Annotated in this window: 12 protein-coding genes, 1 pseudogene and 1 CRISPR repeat array; of the genes and pseudogenes, 9 read left to right on the top strand and 4 right to left on the bottom strand. The window is 63.7% G+C overall.

Annotation, left to right across the window (positions count from 1 at the left end; translation table 11 throughout):
* Nucleotides 1-15 precede the first annotated feature (15 nt).
* Together J6U32_RS22015 and J6U32_RS22010 are read left to right on the top strand one after the other, a co-directional pair.
* Nucleotides 16-873, top strand: a complete 858-nt coding sequence (locus tag J6U32_RS22015) for a ParA family protein (RefSeq protein ID WP_006370421.1) — start codon at nucleotides 16-18, stop codon at nucleotides 871-873.
* On the top strand, nucleotides 870-1,355 hold the full coding sequence (locus J6U32_RS22010; protein ID WP_208792139.1) for a hypothetical protein: 486 nt from the start codon (nucleotides 870-872) through the stop codon (nucleotides 1,353-1,355). Before J6U32_RS22015 ends, J6U32_RS22010 begins: the two co-directional genes overlap by 4 nt.
* A gap of 35 nt (nucleotides 1,356-1,390) precedes the next feature.
* Here J6U32_RS22010 and J6U32_RS22005 read toward each other — a convergent pair whose 3' ends face one another.
* A complete protein-coding gene (locus J6U32_RS22005; protein WP_208792138.1) occupies nucleotides 1,391-2,809 on the bottom strand; it encodes an ATP-binding protein in 1,419 nt (472 codons plus the stop codon).
* A gap of 338 nt (nucleotides 2,810-3,147) precedes the next feature.
* On the opposite strand from J6U32_RS22005, the gene cas3g reads away from it, so the two are divergent.
* From cas3g to cas2, 6 genes are all read left to right on the top strand, one after another.
* On the top strand, nucleotides 3,148-5,538 hold the full coding sequence (gene cas3g, locus J6U32_RS22000; RefSeq protein ID WP_208792137.1) for a type I-G CRISPR-associated helicase/endonuclease Cas3g: 2,391 nt from the start codon (nucleotides 3,148-3,150) through the stop codon (nucleotides 5,536-5,538).
* On the top strand, nucleotides 5,535-7,784 hold the full coding sequence (gene cas8g1 / locus J6U32_RS21995; protein ID WP_208792136.1) for a type I-G CRISPR-associated protein Cas8g1/Csx17: 2,250 nt from the start codon (nucleotides 5,535-5,537) through the stop codon (nucleotides 7,782-7,784). The genes cas3g and cas8g1 overlap by 4 nt, the downstream gene beginning before the upstream one ends.
* Nucleotides 7,774-8,706: a type I-G CRISPR-associated RAMP protein Csb1/Cas7g gene (gene cas7g, locus J6U32_RS21990; RefSeq protein WP_208792135.1), complete on the top strand. Its 933-nt coding sequence runs from the start codon at nucleotides 7,774-7,776 to the stop codon at nucleotides 8,704-8,706. Before cas8g1 ends, cas7g begins: the two co-directional genes overlap by 11 nt.
* 3 nt (nucleotides 8,707-8,709) lie before the next feature.
* Nucleotides 8,710-10,188: a type I-G CRISPR-associated protein Csb2 gene (gene csb2, locus J6U32_RS21985; RefSeq protein WP_208792134.1), complete on the top strand. Its 1,479-nt coding sequence runs from the start codon at nucleotides 8,710-8,712 to the stop codon at nucleotides 10,186-10,188.
* Nucleotides 10,189-10,305: 117 nt separating this feature from the next.
* Nucleotides 10,306-11,961 (top strand): CRISPR-associated endonuclease Cas4g/Cas1g, encoded by a 1,656-nt coding sequence (cas4g/cas1g, locus tag J6U32_RS21980; RefSeq protein WP_208792133.1) that lies wholly within the window; start codon nucleotides 10,306-10,308, stop codon nucleotides 11,959-11,961.
* Between the two features lie 6 nt (nucleotides 11,962-11,967).
* Entirely contained in the window at nucleotides 11,968-12,255 is a 288-nt protein-coding gene (gene cas2 / locus J6U32_RS21975) for a CRISPR-associated endonuclease Cas2 (RefSeq protein WP_208792132.1), read from the top strand.
* 175 nt (nucleotides 12,256-12,430) lie between these two features.
* Nucleotides 12,431-16,820: direct repeats of the CRISPR family, unit length 36 nt; unit sequence GTGCTCCCGGTCTTCACGGCCGGGTTCCATTGCAGC.
* A 32-nt stretch (nucleotides 16,821-16,852) separates the two neighbouring features.
* On the opposite strand, the pseudogene J6U32_RS21970 reads toward cas2, so the two are convergent.
* The 3 genes and pseudogenes from J6U32_RS21970 to J6U32_RS21960 form a co-directional block, all read right to left on the bottom strand.
* Nucleotides 16,853-18,351, bottom strand: a pseudogene (locus J6U32_RS21970) (IS1634 family transposase).
* Nucleotides 18,352-18,754: 403 nt separating this feature from the next.
* Complete coding sequence (locus J6U32_RS21965; RefSeq protein ID WP_208792131.1) at nucleotides 18,755-19,084, bottom strand: cupin domain-containing protein; 330 nt, start codon at nucleotides 19,082-19,084, stop codon at nucleotides 18,755-18,757.
* 80 nt (nucleotides 19,085-19,164) lie between these two features.
* Complete coding sequence (locus J6U32_RS21960) at nucleotides 19,165-19,926, bottom strand: DUF2127 domain-containing protein (RefSeq protein WP_208792130.1); 762 nt, start codon at nucleotides 19,924-19,926, stop codon at nucleotides 19,165-19,167.
* A gap of 37 nt (nucleotides 19,927-19,963) precedes the next feature.
* Here J6U32_RS21960 and J6U32_RS21955 point away from each other — a divergent pair, with 37 nt between their 5' ends.
* A complete protein-coding gene (locus tag J6U32_RS21955; RefSeq protein ID WP_208792129.1) occupies nucleotides 19,964-20,725 on the top strand; it encodes a hypothetical protein in 762 nt (253 codons plus the stop codon).
* The last annotated feature ends 224 nt before the right edge of the window (nucleotides 20,726-20,949 follow it).

Raw genomic sequence — 20,949 nt, 5'->3', positions numbered from 1 at the left:
AGGTGAGAGTTCTCGATGGCAAAGGTGATCGCGACGATCAGCTTGAAGGGCGGGGTCGGTAAGACCACCGTCACCGGCGGACTCGCTGAGTTCATGTCGGCGGAGTTCGGTCAGCGAGTGCTGCTCATCGACCTCGACTCACAGATCAACCTGACCACGATGATGATCAGCGAGGCTCGCTGGTTCGAGCTCAACACCAACGGCCGCACTCTGGCAACGCTGTTTTCCGACGCGGTCAACGGCACCGAGTACTTCCGGCTCGACGAGGCGATCGAGCGGGGCGTGTCGCCGGTGAAGCGGGTGACGACCGTCGATCTGCTCGCGTCGTCGCTCGATCTCATCGAGGTGCAGGAAGAACTGAGCGCCCTGCGTGTGCAGGGCGGCGTGGCGGACGGGGGCACCGGCTTTCTGCGGCAGGCGATCGCGCCGGTCATCGACTTCTACGATTACGTTCTGATCGACTGCCCGCCGAACATCGGGCCGGTGACCCTCAACGGTCTGGCCGCGGCGGACGCCTACATCATCCCGACGATCCCGGATGTGTTGTCCACCTACGGAATTCCGCAGATCCAGAATCGCGTGCGCAAGTTCAGCGAGGAGATCGGACGGACCATCGTCGAACTGGGCGTGGTGATCACCAAGTACAAGGCCAACTCCGCTGTGCACCGGTCGACGACCAAGCGTCTACGCCGTGACCCCACCATCCAGAACGTCCTGCCCAGCTACATCAACGAGGCCAACTCGGTGGCTGCGGCGGCTGAGTTCGCCGGCTACGGAACGCTCAAGACCAAGTACGGCACGCAGGGGCAGTTCGACCAGTTCCGCGCCCTCACCGTCGACGTGATGACCGAGGCACAGGGGAAGATCGAATGAGTTCTGACGACGCACGCCGCCGCACGGAGTACTCCGCCATCGGGGGAGCTCTCGCCCAGCTCGACAGCAAGAATCCGCAAGCGGCGCAACTAATTGCCGGGCTGACGCGGGTGATCATTGACGAGGCGGAGAAGTCGACGAGGTTTGCCGCGGTACTCGTCGGCGTCGTCGACTCGCTGCGCGACGACGGGGCGCCGGCGCCCGTTGCGGTACCGGCGCCGCGGAAGCGAGCACCGGCCAAGAAGAAGGTCGCGCGGCAACCGGGTGCTTTTGACCCCTTTGTGGTCTACCGGGAGTCGGGAGCTGTCGGACTCGGGGAGCGACTTGCGTCGCTGGATCTCGAGCAACTGCGTGACATCATCGCCGAACAGGAGCTCGACACGCGCAAGGAAACCGCACGCAAACGTAGCCTCGAAGTGATCTCCGCGTGGATCGTCGAGCGCGTCGAGGCGTCGGAGAACAAGGGGAGTGTGTTCCGGTAGGACTCGCGGGCGAGGTCGGTTCGAACGAGAAGGGTTCAGGGCTGCGGTCCGAACACATCGTCCGCGGTCACCGCGAGGATGTTGTCGGTGAGGCTGATCCGATCTCGTGCGGCCAGAAGGTAGGTAATCGAGTCGACATCGTCGACGAGGGCCGACGCCTTGTCTCGCAGCGTGCGCAGCAACCGGGGGTCGCTGATGTCGCTGCGCCACTTGACCTCTCCGCACAGGATCACCGTGTCTGCTCGGCCGCTGAGCGCGACGAGATCGATCTCGACAGAAGATGTACGGTTCCACCAACGACCGACACGCACGATCTCGGGGCCGATGGTTCCAGCGGCCGCCATGCGTCTGACATGGCGAAACACCATGTCCTCCCATCGGTCACCCATGAAGTCATCGACAGTATCGATCAGCACGGGCAGGATCGATTCGCCCAGTCCGCGTTCGATCTCGGTCTTGTACGACTCCACAACTCGTAGGTAGAACGCGAGGAAGTTGTCGACGATGCGGTAGATCCGGCGTCGCGTCGAGCTCTCTTTCTCGGTGACGGGGACCATCCGCTCGACAATTCCCAGCGAGACAAGGCGGTCGAGCGTACGCGTCGGGTTGAATCTGGTGATGTCCTGGATCTCGCTGTATCGCGTCCGACCGGAAGCGATCGCGTGCAACACCGCGGCGGGGGACTCCTGAGCCTCGAGTTCGGTTGCCATCACGAGTTCACCCTCGGTGAGCAGCGGCGCCGACGGCGCGGTCACCAGTCGACGGAGGTTGTCGGTGATCGAGGCCGACGTGTCCCACCAGTTCAGGTAGAGCGGCATTCCGCCGAGCAGGCCGTATATCAGTGCCTGCTCCCGCGCGGAGATTCCGCTGAGGATCTGGGCGGCCTCCCATGGTTCGAACGGCTGCACATGGAGTCGCAGGGTGAATCGTCCAAACAGAGCCGAACGTTCGGCCTGCAGTTCTTGCATCGCTCGTACCGCGGAGCCGCAGAGGAGAACTCGCATTCGCGAGCTGTTCCTGGTGCGTTCGAGGAACGCGCGCAGCAGATTGTCCAGGCGTGGGGTGGACCGCAGGATCTCGGGGAATTCGTCGAGTACGAGCAGGATCTGGCGGTCGGCGGCAGCAGTCGACAGGTGTTCGAGCGCGTCGTCCCAGTCTGCGAATGGCCGGCCGATGAGGTCGCGTATGCCGGCGAGCCCCTGCCGATTGACCTCCCGACTGAACGTGATGAGTTCACCGCGCTCTGACTGACCGGTGGCGGTGTAGATGACACCCGGAAGATCTCGCGCGAATTCGCTGATGAGCACGGTCTTGCCGACCCGGCGTCGACCCCACACGATGCCGGGCGATCTGTCGTCGGACGCCCACCACCGACGTAGCTCGGCCAGCTCGCGAGTGCGGTTGGCGAAGTGCATGGCGGCCTCTCTAACATACGCATGGTGTATGTTACACAATCTGTATGTTACAGCTGTCGCATGCTGTCGCGTTGCTGCCTTGTTCGCGGCGAAAGTATCTGAATCCCGCTTCTGGCACAGTGGGGAGTGGATCGCCCGTTGCGCCCGCATTGAGTGCCGCGGTTGTGTGTCGCCTCCCGGCAGTGGTCGGGACTCCATTGAGGCGTATTTCTTGCAACGCAAACGAACGACACCGCGATCCGTCCCCCCAATAGGGGAACTTTGTATTACTTGCAACGCAAACATTTGCCGAACGCCTTGACGCGATGCATCATCAGTACACCAGTTGGTACTGACAGTTATGGGACCAGCGACCAACGCACTCGAAGGAGCAGTGCATGTTGCAGTTCGAATCGTTCGACGACTTCTTCCGTAAGGCGACCGGGAGGCAGCCATACCCCTACCAAGTGCGTGTCGCCACTGACGGCGCGAAGCTCCCCGACGTGATCGATGTACCGCCTGGCCTCGGCAAGACTGCTGCCATCGTTCTCGGCTGGTTATGGCGGTACCTGAATGACGAGACCGGTCAGGTCTCGCGCCGTCTGGTTCTCGCGCTTCCGATGCGTACGCTCACCCGGCAGTCGATGTGGGTGATTCCGCGGTGGATTCACGAGCTGGGGCTCGAGGACGCGATCGATGTCGTGCAGCTCGTCGGAGGCACCGGCGCCAACGGGCACGGCTGGCGCCGATCGCCCGGCAAACCTCAGATCATCGTCGGCACGGTCGACATGATCGTGAGTCGGATGCTGATGCGGGGCTACGGCTCGAGCCGAGGTGTCTATCCGATCGACGCCGGACTCCTGTGGAATGACACGCATCTGGTCGTCGACGAGACACAGCTTGCGCCCGCATCGACCGTCACCGCTCGCCAGATTGCCGCGTTCCAGCGTGAGTCCGCTGCTCTGAACGTTGGCCTGACTTGTATGAGCGCGACAGTCGACGAGGGCTTGCTCAACACCGTGAACAATCCACTGACACCCGAAGCCAACGTGCTTCGCCTGACCAATGAGGACCTGACACCCGAAGTGCGACAACGCCTCGATGCCGAGCGTGTCGTCCGTGAACTGTCCATTGCTCAGGCGAACCCCAAAGCGATTGCCGAAGCGGTTGCTGCGCATCATCGTCGGGGACTCACACTGGTCATCGTCAACACCGTCGCCACCGCTGTCGACGTGTACAAACGGTTGGCGGGAAACAAACCCCCACTTGGCGAAACACGGGTGATTCTGTTGCATTCGCGGTTTCGGCCGGTCGACCGCGATGGAAAGCTCGATGAACTTCAGCATCTCGACAACGCCGTGGTGGTCTCAACTCAAGTGATTGAGGCCGGCGTTGACCTCGATGCACGGACCCTGATCACCGAAGCCGCTCCGTGGCCCTCGCTCATCCAGCGCTCGGGTCGCTGTAACCGGGCCGGAATCACCGACGACGCCGAGCTCTGGTGGTTCGCGTCCGGCAAGAAGAGTCCTTACGAGTTGCAGGACGTCGAGGCTACGGCCGGGGCGCTGCGTGAGCTGGAGGGTCAGGCCGTGACCAACGCCCGGCTGTTGGATCTCGCCGATGAGGTCAAGACCTCCGCTCCTGCTATTCAGGTGTTGCGGCGCAGCGACTTTCACGCACTGTTCGACACCTCACCGGATCTCTCCGGCAACGACCCGGATATCTCGCCTTTCATCCGTGACGCCGACGACCCCGACGTCCAGATCGCTTGGGTGAACTTCGGTGGTGCCGGCCGGCCGAGTCAGGATCTGCGGTTGCCGGAGCATGACCACCGTTGTCGGGCGCGGATCGGTGATGTGAGAGACCTTCTTTCTGCCGGAAAACCGCTGTGGTTCTTCGACGTCGCGCAACCCGCATGGAGTGATGCGCGGTGGTCGGAACTCAAGACCAGCATGCCGGTCCGTCCCGGCCAGGTGTTCGTCATCGATGCGGAGAAGGGTGGGTACACCACCGGGTTCGGGCTGGACCCCAAGTCTTCCGCGCCGGTTCCGGTGCCCGCCGACGCGCCCGCCGACGGACCGCAGGGCGCCGACGAGCCGGGGAGCGACGGCAATACCTCTGATAGCGGTGCCATCGGTTTCGGGGACTGGCTGGAGCTCGACCAACATCTCCGAGAAGCCGAAGACGAAGCGAAATCGATCGTCAACGCCCTCGATCTCGCCGCGGAACTCCGCGCCGAGATCGCGCTGGCCGCGCGGCTTCATGACATCGGCAAGGCACATCCCCTGTGGCAGAACGCACTCCAACAGATCGCAGACGTTCCCGAACCGGGCAAGGTCTGGGCGAAATCGCCAGGCCGCAAGCGGCTGGTCTACGCAGACGGTGTGACGTCGTTCCGGCACGAGCTGGCCAGTGTCGCGCTGCTCGACGCCGAATATGCGGACCTTCTCGAACCGGCTCGTGACCGGGATCTGGTGCGGTACTTGATCGCGGCGCACCATGGGAAGGTCCGAGTGCAGGTCCGCGACGACTCCGGTGACGCGAAACGTGTACTCGGACTTTCGCCCGGGGAGGTCATCATTCCTCGGTTGCTCGACGTGGAAACCCGCACCGCGACCATCAAGCTTGAGCCGTTCAAGGCGGTCTCGGATACCGCTGAGGTATGGGCCGATATGGTCCATCGCCTTCTGGGACAATATGGTCCGTTTCGCTTGGCGTACTTCGAGGCATTGGTTCGCATCGCGGACTGGAATGCGAGCGCACTTCATGAGGGGCAGGCGAGCGTATGACTGAACATCGGTTTGTGGCTGCGCGAGGACGCAATCTGCAGCGATCGCTTGCTGCGTTGGGATTGGTGCGAGTGCTCGCTGAACAGCGTGATCCTGACCTGCGGTCCCGGGTTGACGGCGATGATCTCGTTATCGACACGACAGTGGAGGACATCGCCCGATGGCTGGTCGACGAGTATAGGCCAAGGCCTGTGCTGAGCCCGTGGAATGGTGGCTCAGGCTTTGGGGAGAAGGACCGGAATCAGCGAGCGATTCTCGACGATTTGATCAACTTTTCGGATCGGGACCGGGTATCGGTGTTGCGAGGTGCGGTGGGCGTTGTCGATCGCCTGCTGGAACACGGTCGCGCAGAAGGGTGGGACAAGCGCGATCTGATCCGGGAGATCGGCAACACGTGTCCCGACGAGATGTTGCCGTGGCTGCGTTCGGCGGTAGTGGTACTCGGCAACGACGACCTGGCATTCCCACCGCTTCTCGGCTCTGGCGGCAACGACGGTCGTCTGGAATTCTCCAGCAACTACCACCAGCGACTGCTCGACGTGCTGCCCACCGATGCGAAAGCCGAACGCAGCAGCCTTGGGTGGGCACAGGATGCGCTTGCCGGGACGTCGCGAGAGAAACTGGTGAAAGCGTCGGTCGGACAGTTCGATCCAGGAACTGCAGGGACCCCGAACTCATCGGCGTACGGCGCAGCGCCCGCAGTGGTGAATCCGTGGCTCTTCGTCCTGATGGTGGAGGGCGCCACACTGTTCGAGGCCGGGCCGGCTCGTCGTATATCCGCGCAATCCAGCGTGGACAAGGGTGCGGCCATGACGTTCATGACCCGCGGTTCGAGCGCAGGATTCGACTCCGGAAGCGACGACGAGGACATTCGCGGCGAGGTCTGGCTGCCATGGTGGCACCACTGGCTGCGTTGGCCGGCCATCCAACGAATCTTTGTGGAAGGTCGTGCGACCTGGCGCGGCAAGACTGCGACCAGATCTGGCGACATGTACCTTGCCGTCGGAACTCAGGGGGTGTCGGCGGTCGTATCGGAGTTCGATCGGTTCAGCATTGCGAAACGAAATGGCCTGGCATTCTCCGCGATTCGTGCTGACGCAGTCGGTGTCGACGACGACCAACTGCTGCGCGTGGTGGCACTGGTCGAGGATTGGCCTCAAAGACTCAGTGGTCGAACCGGGCTACCGGGAACAGTCACCGAAGAACTTCGGAGGTTCGATTCAGCGCGCGTCGATCTTGTGCGGACGAAATCTCGTGCAGAGCAAGTCGGGCAACTGCAGCTACTGCTGAGTTCATTGACTCGACTTGAGGTCGCGGTTGGTCGCAGCCGAACGGCAAAAGAATCTGTGCGGCCGCGAGCGACCACGCGCGGAAGCGGACAAGAGATGCTTGAGATCCTTCGGGCCGCGGAGTTACTCGATGCTCTGACCGTCATACCGGAGTTCCGACTCGCACTCGGGCTGGCGTCGCTGCGGTTCAAACGGCGGGACGGGCGGTGGGCGGGGCCCCGCGACTTGCTGCTCCCCGTTGTGACCGGGCCGGCAATGTCCAGGCCTGCGTGGGGGGAGGGTAGTGAGGTTGCGGGCTACGGGATTCGTCCGCTCACTGCCGTGATGACCGATCTCCTGGCACGAGTCGCTATAGAGGCAGGCGCGATGGACGAGGTTGCCGGTCCCGGCGGTGCTTCGGCTTCGGGTATCACCATGCCATCGAGTATCCCTGTGCCGCTTGCTCACCTGCATCAGTTCGTCATCGGCGGGTTGGATGACGAGGCCGTTGCCCGATGGTTCGATGCTTTGCTCGTCTTTGACTGGCGCGGGGAGCGCATGCGCCTCGGATCATCTGGCTCGAATCTCGTACCACCGCAGCCTGCGCTGGGCATTCTCGGTTTGCTACGCGATGGGATCACCGCTCATGCAGTGAAGGCGCATGGTCAGGAGGAAGGTTTCGACGATCAGTCCAAGGGGTTGACTGCCGAGGTCGTGGGAGCGCTTGTCAGAGGAAACCTGGATCGCGCAGTGACGCTGGCCCGGCAACGCATTCACGAAACGGGACTTATAGCCGTGTCCGTGATCTCAAGTCGGTCGGACACTGAAAGGATCGCGACCGCACTGCTCCCGCGATCCGGTCACCACGCTCTGGCACAACAGTTCGCCTTCTCGCCCACGACAATTGACGACCCACCAAGATCATCCGATCCGACGAATGACCATCAAACAGAAAGTGAGGCCTTCCATGGCCAGTAAGCGTGACATCCGCAAGTATCTCCTGGAACCTGTTGTGGGGAGCCGTTTCCAGCCGACAGGGTTTCCCGACCTGGGAGCCGCCACCTACGACGGACCGGGTGGTGACACACGACTGCTCGTGGAGTCGGTGCAGTCGCTGGCCAATCACCTCGAGGGAACGACCTGGGATGAGGCAGCACAGCAACCTGTGTCGACGGTCGAGGCAATTTCGTATGTCCGGGTCGTGGATGCGGACGGCGGATTTCTCACCAGCAGTCGGCTCGAAGCACATCGATTGGCGTCGGCGTATGTTCTCGATGCAAAGGATGGTGGTGTGGAGTTTCGCAAGACTCTCGTCGAGCGATTCGGCCTGGTGAAGAACAAGCCGCTCGACCTGCGGAAGATCTACTCGGAGATCTACGCACTGGACCCGTTGAGCCTGTTGCACGGTGTGTTCTTCGCGCAGGGGTCATGGCCCTGGCAGCCGAAGATCAGCCGGGCCGTCTCGGCATTCATCGAGGCAGAAGGGGTGAATTCTGCGGTCAGTGGCGGTGTGAAGAAGGACAGCGTCAACAACAACCTCGACAAGGACGCCGGCCGTACGTCTGATCGAGGTTATGGGATGGTTCCGCACCATCGCACCGAGTACACCGCAGACAAGATCACCCTGTTCGTGGTGATCGACGAGCAACAGATCCATTCCTACGGGCTCCCTGAATCTGCGACTGAATTGCTATTGGCGCTGGCGGATTGGGAGGTGGCGACACTCCTCGACGGTGGATTGCGACTGCGTACGGCGTGCGACTTCGAGGTGATCGGCGTGGATGGGGCGGGCGAGCTCCCGAACATCGAGGCGTCCGAGAAGCGACTGACCGAGGCCATCACGGTAGCCGATCTCGGTGCCGTCACCGAGCTGATCTGGACCGGATCAAAGGGCAAGTGACACATGGGAACAACGGTTGAGATCAGATTCCCGCTCGGCCGATATCACGCGACCCCATGGGATGCGGGGGCGAACTCTGGGTACGTGGAGTGGCCACCGGCACCCTGGCGGGTGATGAGAGCGTTGCTTGCAGTGGCGTATGCCCGATTCATCGATGTGGATGACACGGTCGCGCTGCTGGGGCGACTGGGGAACCCATCGGCGTTCGAGTCCGCACCGATCACAACGGGCTCCACCAGGCACTACATGCCTGACATCAAACATCGCAGTGACGACCGTGGCGGTACCGACCTCGTCATCGACAGCTATGTGTCTGTCCAACAACGCAGTTCGTTGCCCGACCTCCGGATCCACTGGGATGCGGATCTTGCCGACCATGATCGGAAGCTGCTGTCGGAACTTGTCGAGAACTTGCCGTACCTCGGACGGAGTGAGTCCGTGTGCGAGGCCGTGGTTGCAGAACAGTCGGCGCAACCGAATTCGACCTGGTGGCGCATCGGGGCGGTGGGCGATCGAGTCGAGACGGTTGAAGTACTGGGGGCGGAGGGCGTTCCGACGCGAGCCGAACTCGAGGCGACACCTACATCAGTGCGAACGAAACTGCGGACCGTCTATCCGCCGGGAACTCGACTCCTGGGATACGGGCGGAAGCGATCGGAGCCCCGTTCTTTTCGTCGAGCAGAGGTACTGCGCTCGTCGAGGACGTCGGACAAGCCGATCACGACCGTCCGATTCGAGCTCCACGGGTCCGCTTCGGTAAGGATGCGGGACTTTCTGATGCCGACGGACGTTGCACACAGCGCGGTGCGCAAAGCGTTGCATGCCCTGGGCGATGATCCGGAGATAGCGGCCGTCATCGGTAAGGACGGTAAGGATCCGCGCCAACAGGGACACGACCATCTGCACATTGTGCCGCTGCCATCTGAAGTGGATGGACTCCGCTTTGACGGACCCCGGCCCATCAGCTCGGTGGTGCTCTGGACGCCACGGGGGATGTCCCGCGAGGCAGTCGCGCAGATCTCCCGGCTGGGATGCCTGTGGACACCAGATCGGATCACCGAGAATTCTCTCCCGAAGCAGACGCTGCTGGTCGCAGGTCTCGGTGGTGTTTCCGACGTCGCACCCGAGATCGTTGCCGATGATGCAGGATCGACCACCTGGGTCTCGGCGACGCCGTACTTTCCCGTGCGACATCGCAAAAAGCGGTCGGTGCGCGATTGGATCGAAGTCGACCTGAACAAGGAACTGGGTTACCGAGCCGCGACGGCAGGAGTTGAGGTGGTGGATGTCAACGTTGACGACTCTCGCGCGACGGTGTCGGATCTGGTGCATTTCCGTCGCCGACGGTTGCGGGAGCAACGCGACAGTACCCGCCAAGGCTTTGCTGTGACGGTCACATTGTCGAAGCCCGTTGCTGGACCACTCTTGCTTGGACAGCTGAGCCATTTCGGAGCTGGACTGTTCATTCCGGCGCGATCGTGATCATCTGACCGAACGACGGTATGCGGCAAGAATGTCGGAGGTCGGTGCGAAGGTTTCCTCGCACCGACCAACGACGGCCGGGGTTCCCACACCTCTTCCCACCACACGGAGCCCGTCATGATCACCGACTTGCCGGAACTACTGCCCGCCAGGATGCTCAACGAATACGTGTACTGTCCGCGTCTGTTCTACTTCGAATGGGTCGATCAGAGGTGGGCTGACAGCCACGACACCGAACAAGGGCACTTCACTCACCGCGCCGTCGACAAACGAACGGGCTCCCTCCCGGAACCCGAATCAGGAGACCCGGCCAAGCGTGTGACGTCGTTGCGAATCGAATCGCATGCGCTCGGTCTGGTGGCAGTGCTCGATCGCGTGGAGGACGGCGGAGACGGCACGGTGGTGCCCGTCGACACGAAGAAGGGTAAACCCGCGGCGAACGGATTGCCGTGGTCGGCTGACGTCGTCCAGCTCTACGCGCAGGCAGCACTGCTCCGGGATGCCGGATACGAAGTGGATAGGGGCGTTCTCTACTACGCCGAGGTGCACAAACGAGTTGTGATTCCGATCGGCAACACCGAAGTTGCGGCGGCAGTGGAGATCGCGGATGAAGCGCGCGAGGTGGCGTCAAGGGAGAACGCACCGTTGCCGCTCGTCGGCAGTAAGCGATGCCCGCGCTGCTCACTTCTGGGCTTGTGCATGCCCGATGAGACGAATGCGCTTTTGCGGCGCGATGAATCGCCGCCGCGAAGGATCGTTCCGCGCGATCCAGATAGTCGTCCGCTCTATGTCACCACGCACGGGGCGGCTGTCGGACTCAAGGGCGGGCGCATCCGCGTCGTCCAGAAGGGTTCGGAGCCAGCCGAGATTCTCCTCATCGATGTCAGTCAGTTATGCGTCTTCGGCAATGTGCAGGTGAGCTCACAAGTACTGGCCGAGCTGTGGGCGCGCGGTATCCCGGTGCTGTGGTTCAGTTACAACGGATGGCTGCGTGGGTGGGCGCAGGGAGAGATGTCGAAGTACGTCCAATTACGCACCGCCCAAGCATGTCTGGACGACGCCACCGCCCTGGGTATCTCACGATCGATAATCTCGGGGAAGATCAAGAACGCGAGAACGCTTCTGCGCCGCAATTCTCGAACAGACGCCGAGCAATCCGTCCGAGCACTGGCCGGGATGGCCGATTCGGCCACCGGTGCCGCGTCGCCGGCAGAGTTGCTCGGAATCGAGGGCGCGGCAGCCAGGGTCTATTTCGAGAACTTCAGCGGCCTGTTCCGCGGCTCGCTGGATCAGATGGCGTCCGAGTTCGATACGAATGGGCGGAAGCGACGGCCGGCGCCGGATCCGGTCAACGCCCTTCTGGGATATGTGTATTCGCTACTCGTGAAAGATCTCGTTGCTGTGTGTATCGGCGTGGGCCTCGACCCGTATCTCGGCGTCTACCACCGACCCCGATACGGGCGCCCGGCACTCGCCCTCGACCTGATGGAAGAGTTCCGCCCATTGCTTGCGGACTCGGCAGTCGTCGGAATGCTCAACAATGGGGAAGTCACATCTGGTGATTTCGAACGACGCAGTGGCGGATGTTGGTTGACGCTTCAAGGACGACGGAAAGTGATCCGCGCGTACGAACGGCGACTCGACGTGCAAGTGACCCATCCGGTATTCAAGTACAAGGTCTCGTATCGTCGAGTGCTCGACGTTCAGGCGCGGATTCTTGCCGGTGTCATTCTCGGTGAACTTCCCACGTACACACCGATGGTGACCAGGTGATTCGCGATGGCCAGACGACGTCACCTCATCGCATACGACATTTGCGAGCCGGCGAGACTGAGGCGGGTGTGCAAGGTCATGGAAGCGTACGGCACCAGATTGCAGTACTCGGTCTTTCTCTGCGACCTCTCCGAGCTGGAACGCACTCGTTGGAGAACAGATATCCACGGAGTCATGGACTACGGTGAAGATTCTGTGGTGGTCATCGACCTGGGTGCAGTGGGAAGCGCGGCGACCGTGACCCAGTTGGGTCGTCCGCGTAATCTGCCGGCGTCTGGACCGACGGTCGTGTGATCCTGGACGCGAGCGGTGAGTCCGCCACACATACCCTGGGCAGCGCTCGCACGCTGGTCAAAGCGCTCTTTGAGAACTTCAGATGCGAAGGTAAAGTGGTCCGAGCACTCCGTCTATCGCACCCCTCGCGGGACGCTTCGTTTCTGCAGGTCAGGAATGGTGAATTTCGCGAGCGGTGCTCCCGGTCTTCACGGCCGGGTTCCATTGCAGCGCGGCCACGGGTCTGGAGGGCAATTGCAGTGGGCAGTGCTCCCGGTCTTCACGGCCGGGTTCCATTGCAGCGGGAAGATGTCGCGCTGGGTCGACTCGGTCGAGTCGGCGTGCTCCCGGTCTTCACGGCCGGGTTCCATTGCAGCTGCCTGAGTCGCCCCAGCCACGACCGCATTCTTCGTGTGCTCCCGGTCTTCACGGCCGGGTTCCATTGCAGCCGTCCGCTGCATACTGGGTGCCAATGTCGAGAGCGAGGAGTGCTCCCGGTCTTCACGGCCGGGTTCCATTGCAGCGATTGCCGCCCGCATCGCCGCGTGGGTCTACCTCACCTCGTGCTCCCGGTCTTCACGGCCGGGTTCCATTGCAGCGGATATCCAACAGCCAATCCGCCCAGCGCCCCAGGACTGGGTGCTCCCGGTCTTCACGGCCGGGTTCCATTGCAGCGGGTCGATCTGCGCGCCCGCGTACTTCGTCATCTGCGTGTGCTCCCGGTCTTCACGGCCGGGTTCCATTGCAGCGGTGACCACTCCGACATCGCCGAATACATCCATCTTCGGGTGCTCCCGGTCTTCACGGCCGGGTTCCATTGCAGCGGGTAGGGTGTCGGTCGGTGGTTGGTTGTGGGGCCCGTGCTCCCGGTCTTCACGGCCGGGTTCCATTGCAGCACGAGGTAGGCCAGAACCTCGTCCGAGGCCCGCTCGGGGTGCTCCCGGTCTTCACGGCCGGGTTCCATTGCAGCGGGTCGAACGGAATGTTACCCACTGCGTCGGATCGGGGAGTGCTCCCGGTCTTCACGGCCGGGTTCCATTGCAGCGTCAGTACGAACCGCGGCTCGCCGTCCTCGTCAGGTGCTCCCGGTCTTCACGGCCGGGTTCCATTGCAGCTGTCGCTGATTGATGCGGGTGGCATGGGTGTGGGTGTGTGCTCCCGGTCTTCACGGCCGGGTTCCATTGCAGCTGCCCCGGTATCCGGGGCCGGATCACCCGCCGCTGCGTGCTCCCGGTCTTCACGGCCGGGTTCCATTGCAGCGGCCGCAAGGACGACGAGGACCCGATCGCCCGCCTGATGTGCTCCCGGTCTTCACGGCCGGGTTCCATTGCAGCGAGTAGGCCGATCGGCCGGCCAGACGGTAGAGAGTTGGAGTGCTCCCGGTCTTCACGGCCGGGTTCCATTGCAGCATGTTCGGGCAGGGCGGATATCGGCCGGGGGAGTTGTGCTCCCGGTCTTCACGGCCGGGTTCCATTGCAGCGGTCATGCCGGCACCAGCTGCAGGTCTTCGGCGTACCAGGTGCTCCCGGTCTTCACGGCCGGGTTCCATTGCAGCACTTCCTGACGTGCGGTTGGTGCGGTTGGAAGCCGCCCCGTGCTCCCGGTCTTCACGGCCGGGTTCCATTGCAGCGAGGCGGGAAGACGGGTAGTTCGGCGCCGGTATCAAGTGCTCCCGGTCTTCACGGCCGGGTTCCATTGCAGCCCGACGAAGAAGGCTGCCGAGGCGTGGGCGGCCGAGAGTGCTCCCGGTCTTCACGGCCGGGTTCCATTGCAGCCGTTACGAGTCTCCACCGCTTATTCTCCATCCTGGGGGTGCTCCCGGTCTTCACGGCCGGGTTCCATTGCAGCAAGGCGCTCGCAGGTCGGCTTCCAGAGGTCGTGAAGGGGTGCTCCCGGTCTTCACGGCCGGGTTCCATTGCAGCTCTGTGTCGCCCCACGCGTCATCCGGCTCGGCAGGCGGAAGTGCTCCCGGTCTTCACGGCCGGGTTCCATTGCAGCAGTCGATGGGCTTCACGCTGGGTCACGGCTCGTCGGGTGAGGTGCTCCCGGTCTTCACGGCCGGGTTCCATTGCAGCGATCTCGCCGGTCGGATCGCCGGGAAGTGTTGCACCCGTGCTCCCGGTCTTCACGGCCGGGTTCCATTGCAGCCCGGAGACGGGCGGCCGCCGCCGCGGTGTGCCGGTCGTGCTCCCGGTCTTCACGGCCGGGTTCCATTGCAGCGAGGTGTGGACCGGCGGCACCCGCCTCGGTGGCGGCCAGTGCTCCCGGTCTTCACGGCCGGGTTCCATTGCAGCAACGACTACGGACTCGCCGCCGCGTTGCGGTGGGACCGTGCTCCCGGTCTTCACGGCCGGGTTCCATTGCAGCTCGATCAAGTCCTTGATCCAGTCGCCGAGGTCGCCGAGCGTGCTCCCGGTCTTCACGGCCGGGTTCCATTGCAGCCTTGACTCGTTCCCACTCGCCGTAGTCGTTCTTGCGGTGCTCCCGGTCTTCACGGCCGGGTTCCATTGCAGCGGCTTCCAGCTCCAGTCCGATCGCGGCTTCGCCCAGGTGTGCTCCCGGTCTTCACGGCCGGGTTCCATTGCAGCGCGTCCAACTGGTTGTTGTCGTGCTCCTGCTTCTTCGCGGTGCTCCCGGTCTTCACGGCCGGGTTCCATTGCAGCCGCAGCAAGAGTGGAATGAGCTGGCGACCAAGCAAGGCGTGCTCCCGGTCTTCACGGCCGGGTTCCATTGCAGCGTGTGTCATGTTCCTTTGCCGTTGAGGATCTGACGCAGGGTGCTCCCGGTCTTCACGGCCGGGTTCCATTGCAGCACGGTGTCCGGCTCGACGCTGCTCTCGTGTGCGGGCGGGTGCTCCCGGTCTTCACGGCCGGGTTCCATTGCAGCACGGTGTAGTTGTGATGGCAGTTGACGCGGTCGACTGTGGTGCTCCCGGTCTTCACGGCCGGGTTCCATTGCAGCCTCGCCGGCGGCACGAGAACCCGCGGCACACAGCGACTGTGCTCCCGGTCTTCACGGCCGGGTTCCATTGCAGCGTCTCGCCGCCCGCGTCGCCGAAGCGGAGGTCCGGGGGAGTGCTCCCGGTCTTCACGGCCGGGTTCCATTGCAGCGTGCCTCGTCGTCGAGGTCGGCGGCCCGATCCGCGAGTCGTGCTCCCGGTCTTCACGGCCGGGTTCCATTGCAGCGCCATCGACACGCTCGTCTTCGGGTTTCGGAGCAATGTGCTCCCGGTCTTCACGGCCGGGTTCCATTGCAGCCAGTGCGGCGCGTCACGACGACCCCTGCACCAGACGGTGCTCCCGGTCTTCACGGCCGGGTTCCATTGCAGCCCGGACTGAACGGGATGACGATCGAGGGTGCCGGGCCTGTGCTCCCGGTCTTCACGGCCGGGTTCCATTGCAGCGTTGGCTGCGACGAGCGCGGACGCGACGGCCTGCATCAGGTGCTCCCGGTCTTCACGGCCGGGTTCCATTGCAGCTTCCGCACCGGCATCGACAACGCAGTGAACCTCGTGAGTGCTCCCGGTCTTCACGGCCGGGTTCCATTGCAGCCAGGCGGTGTCGGCGGGTGCGCGCGCAACCGGCGCTGGCGTGCTCCCGGTCTTCACGGCCGGGTTCCATTGCAGCTGAACACCATGGCCGAGAGCTGCTCGGTGAGCGTTGCCGGTGCTCCCGGTCTTCACGGCCGGGTTCCATTGCAGCCCCTGCGACGGGATGCGCCCACGGTTTCGAGGTCGTGGGTGCTCCCGGTCTTCACGGCCGGGTTCCATTGCAGCGCCGTTGAGCAGATCCTGGATGATCAATCCAGCCTTGGCGTGCTCCCGGTCTTCACGGCCGGGTTCCATTGCAGCAGTCGAAGACGGCGGATCCTGTTCGATTCACGATCAACGTGCTCCCGGTCTTCACGGCCGGGTTCCATTGCAGCCCAATTGGAAACCAAGCGAACGCCAGCAGCAAGATAGGGTGCTCCCGGTCTTCACGGCCGGGTTCCATTGCAGCACCCGCTGGCGTTCGCCGGGCTGCCACCCAAGCAGCAGGTGCTCCCGGTCTTCACGGCCGGGTTCCATTGCAGCCGAAACGCTATTGACGCCGGAGCCGATGGCGATCAGGTGCTCCCGGTCTTCACGGCCGGGTTCCATTGCAGCACACCGTGAGCGACGCCACCGCTGCGAACACTGCGGCAGTGCTCCCGGTCTTCACGGCCGGGTTCCATTGCAGCAAGTAGCGCAGGATCACATCGTTGGCGGCGTTGATCCGAGTGCTCCCGGTCTTCACGGCCGGGTTCCATTGCAGCACACCGTGAGCGACGCCACCGCTGCGAACACTGCGGCAGTGCTCCCGGTCTTCACGGCCGGGTTCCATTGCAGCGGCCTCGCCGGCGCCGCGTCAGCGACCGCGACGGCGGGTGCTCCCGGTCTTCACGGCCGGGTTCCATTGCAGCACCGCGGGCAAGGACCAGGACGATGCCCCGCAGTGGGTGCTCCCGGTCTTCACGGCCGGGTTCCATTGCAGCGCCGCCTGCGCCGAACGGCAAGTGTGGTGGGAAGGCGAGTGCTCCCGGTCTTCACGGCCGGGTTCCATTGCAGCTCGCCGGACGGAGCGGCCTGACTTGGCGCATTTTAGTGTCCACTGCTGATGGCGGTGATGGCGTCTGCGAGGTCGGCGGGTAGGGGGTCGGCGGCGGTGAGGGTATGGCCGGCGGCTTGGATGGTGATGGTGCGGTAGCGGCGGGCGGTGGTGACGAACTTCTTGATCGACCAGCCGGTGCGGGTTTCGATGATTCGGGTGATGGCCAGTGCGGCGAACACGATCGTCAGGTGTGCGCGGATCGAGTCTTCGAGGTGGTGGAAGATTGGGCGGGCGGCCAGATCACTTTTGGACATGCGGAAGCTTTTCTCGATCCGCCACAACTGATGGTAGGAGCCGATCACGAAATCTGGTGTCGGGGAACTGATATTGGTGGCATAGGCTTTCCACCCGGCCAGGGTTCGGGCTTTGGTTTCCAGGGCGCGGTTGACGTGTTTATCACCGCCTTGCAGGGTGACGAACCGGTTCCGTTTGACCGGGATCTGCCCGGCCACGGCTTTCTCGGCCTTGGCGATCTGCTCGTTGATCCCGCGCAGGCTCCGGCGTGCGCGATCGGCGCTGTAGCGGTAGTAGATCACCCGATGACGCCGGTAACTGGTTTTCGAGGTCGCCGGCTGCGGCTGGGTCAACGTCAACCCGTCTGGCGGGATCGTATCGGGATTGTCTTTGTGCCACTTCATGATCTGGTACGGAATGGTAGGAATCTTCTCACCCAGGATGAACGACAGGTCGGCGTTCTCGATGGCCGCCATGTTGGCCGCCGAGATCATCCCGGCATCGGCGACCACGGTCACATCCACCAGCGAGTGGGCGGTCATGAACGCGGTCAGTGGCGGCATCATCGTCAGCGTCTCGGCTCGGTTGCCCTCGAACGCTTCCATCATCAACGGGAAACCGGCGGCATCGGTGAGCAACCCGACCGTGATCTGTGGTTCCAGCCGACGTTCTTTCGAGAACCCGGGTTCGCGGAACCCGTCGGCGATGTCGGTCTCGAAGTACAACGTCGTCACATCGTACAAGCACAGCGTCGCTGGCCCTATATTCGCGTGAGCAGCACAGGTTTTCGCTAACGCATGTCGCCACGACGGTTCGGCATAGGTGCGCAGGTGACGTTTGACAGTCGCATACGAGGGAGCAGCGACTCCGGCCTCGGACAGGACCCGCAACGAGTCGAGTTTACTGGTCGGCTCGATGATCCGAGCGGTCACGAGATCCCGAAACACACGGTCGGCGTTCGGGATCTTTCCGAAGCCGAGTTCGTCGTAAACCGCGGTCACCGCATCCAGCAGCACCGCCATCCGTGAGCTGGTGATCGGTAAGGGCCCGCACCATCAGCAGCGAGTACACCGAGGTCGAGCTGCTGCTGGCCCGCGGCCAGACGCTGCGCCGCGACCGCCTTCAACGCTGCGACCTCGGCATCAGTGTGTCCCGACCCGATGTGCTCGATCTGACGCGACCCACCACGATGCGAGTACACGATCTGCACAGCAGTCGCCCCCGACTTGGTCGTCACCGTCCGCACAAACGCCACCCCAGCAGCCTAAAACCCCACCGTTAGTGTCCACTCCACAACCCAACACCGCAGGTCACAGACCCGCGAACACCGGAATCGCGAAAAATGAGCCAAGTCAGGTTCCATTGCAGCTCGCCGGACGGAGCGGCGAGGGTCGAGGTGCCGGCGGCGGTGCTCCCGGTCTTCGTGGCCAGGTTTCATTGAGGTCCATAGAACTGGGTGGACGCGTTCCCGCTCGCCCGTGTGCTTCCGGCCCGTAGGCCCGAGTTCCATTGGAGTTCGCGAAGCGATCCCCAGCTGCGATCCGCTCGACGATCAGACGCTTTCGTCTTCGCCGCCGGGCGCCGTCGGGAGGTGAGGCACCAGCGAAATGGCAAGGAGTTTAGGGTTCCTTCGGTGCCCCCGCGGGGACCCGAAAGCCCTACCCCGTGATCACCGTTAACAGAATCGCTGAATCCTGTTGTGCCGACAGGCTGTGCCGCGCGTCGGGCAGCATCACCAGATCGCCTCGGCGGCCCTTCCAGACGTCCTCGCCGGCGGTGATGGTCACCCGGCCGTGCAGCACCTGCACGCTGCCCTCCGCGGGGCTCTCGTGCTCGGCCAGCTCACGCCCGGCCACCAGGGCGATGACGGTGTGCCGAAGCCGATGTGAGGAATCGCCGTGCAGGGTCTGTGCCGCCCGGCCGCTGCGGCTGCGGTGGGCGGTCCCGATCAGTTGGTCGACGAGCGAGGTGAGGTGGCTGGTGTCCATGCCTTCACTCTTGCACCCGGGGACCGGGTTCGGAACCAACCGAGGGGGAACTGTGGATCGTGCCTATCGGTGGCTGTGGATCAGCTTCCGTCGGCGACGGCTGCCCGCTCGACCGTCAGCAGACTCTCGGCGCTGTGCTGGGCGTGGTAGGCCGCACCGCCGCCGCGCACCCCGAACAGTCGTTTGCTCCAGATCAGCCAGATGACCGCGGCGACGTTGACCGCGAGCAGCAGCACCTTGAACACCGTCACACGCTCGACGAGTTCGTAGACCTCGAGCGGGATGAAGATGCTGGTGACGATCACCGCGAAGTACTCGCCCCATCGTTTGGCGAACCACAAACCGAAGGCCTCGACGAATTGGCTTGCGCCATAAGCGAGCAGGGCGCATCCGACGAGCACGATCGTCGCGCTCGACAGCGTCGTCGCCTTCTCGATCCAGCTGACGACCTTGGAATCGTCGATGTTCCAGCCGATTTGGTCGGCGATCGGCCGCAACAACGGCAGCTCGGCGTCGAACTTCTCCTGCAGTGTCTGCTGGCTGTGGCGCAGTTCGATGACGAAGACGCCCGCGAGCACCAGGAACAGGCCGCGGAGCAGGCGTTCGACGGCCAGCACCCGCATGATGATCAGGTCGCGTAGCAGCGCGCCGCGCGGGACCTCGGGCGCATGGTCGGCGGGACCGCTACGGCGGGGCTCACCCACGGCGAAGTCACCGCATCGCAGACACCGCCAGGCCTGGCCCGCGGCGCTGTCGACGTGCAGGCGATCGGCGAGTTCGGACTCGTCGGGGCGATAGGTCTCGTGGCCGCGCAGGCCGCATGACAACACTTCCCAGTTCACTTCGGCAGACTAACGCCGAACCCGCCGCACGGGGCCGATGGTCATCCGGTCGGTCGAGCCGTTCTCGACCGCCGGCGGCGTCGGCGCCACTACCCTCACCGACATGAGTGGGCGCCACGTGGATCGAAAGGTGATGGTGGCGGTCTGGGGGAGCGGGCAGCTTCTGACCCCGACATTCCGAGCCGACTGCGGGTCCGCGGGCGTGCGACGTCTCCAGGTCAACATCTCCGACGACGCGGTGCAGGGGGCGATGCGGATCTCCACCTTCGACCCGCCGATCGATGCGGTGATCAGTCTGTGGACCCCTGATGTCGCCGCAGCGCTCGAGAGCGTCGCCGCACATGTGGACAGCTTCGCGGCGTGGGAGGTGCAGACCCGTGCGCCGCTCGACCCGCTGCCGACCGCCGACGGCACGCGCGTCGACGCACTGGCCAATATCGCCTTCCTGCGACGGCCGCAGGATCTAGCCCAGGACGAATGGCTACGGATCTGGCTCGACGAGCACACACAGGTGGCCATCGACACCCAGGCGACCTTCGGCTACCACCAGAACATCGTCGAGCGTTGTCTGACAACGGATTCCGGCGATCGAGGAGATGTGCGGGTGACCGGCATCGTCGAAGAGCTGTTCCCGATGGCGGCCACCTCCGACCCCCACGCGTTCTACGGCAGCGATGGCGACGATGAAGAACTGCAGCGGCGGCTGACCGCCATGCTGGCCAGCGTCGCGCGCTTCGGCGCCGACCGGGATCTCGACGTCGTGCCGACCTCGCGATACGACTTCTCGCCCACGCCCTGAGCGCTGTCGCGGTGAGGACGGGCGCTGTCGCGGTCGGGAAGGGCGCTGTCGCGGTCCGGAAGAGCGCTGTCGACGGGTGACAGGGCGCTGTCGCGGTGGGAACGAGCGCAGTCGGCGGCGATTTGGGTCTGGCCAGGGAATTCTCTACACTAGACCGGTTGCCTGTGCACCTCAGGTGCCAGGGACTCGCCACACGTACGCGTGTGGACCACAACTGAACAGTC

The sequence above is a fragment of the Gordonia polyisoprenivorans genome (genome assembly GCF_017654315.1).
GTDB lineage: Bacteria > Actinomycetota > Actinomycetes > Mycobacteriales > Mycobacteriaceae > Gordonia > Gordonia polyisoprenivorans_A.
Note: the sequence above shows the minus strand (reverse complement) of the source record. Positions and strands in the feature narration are given on the sequence as shown.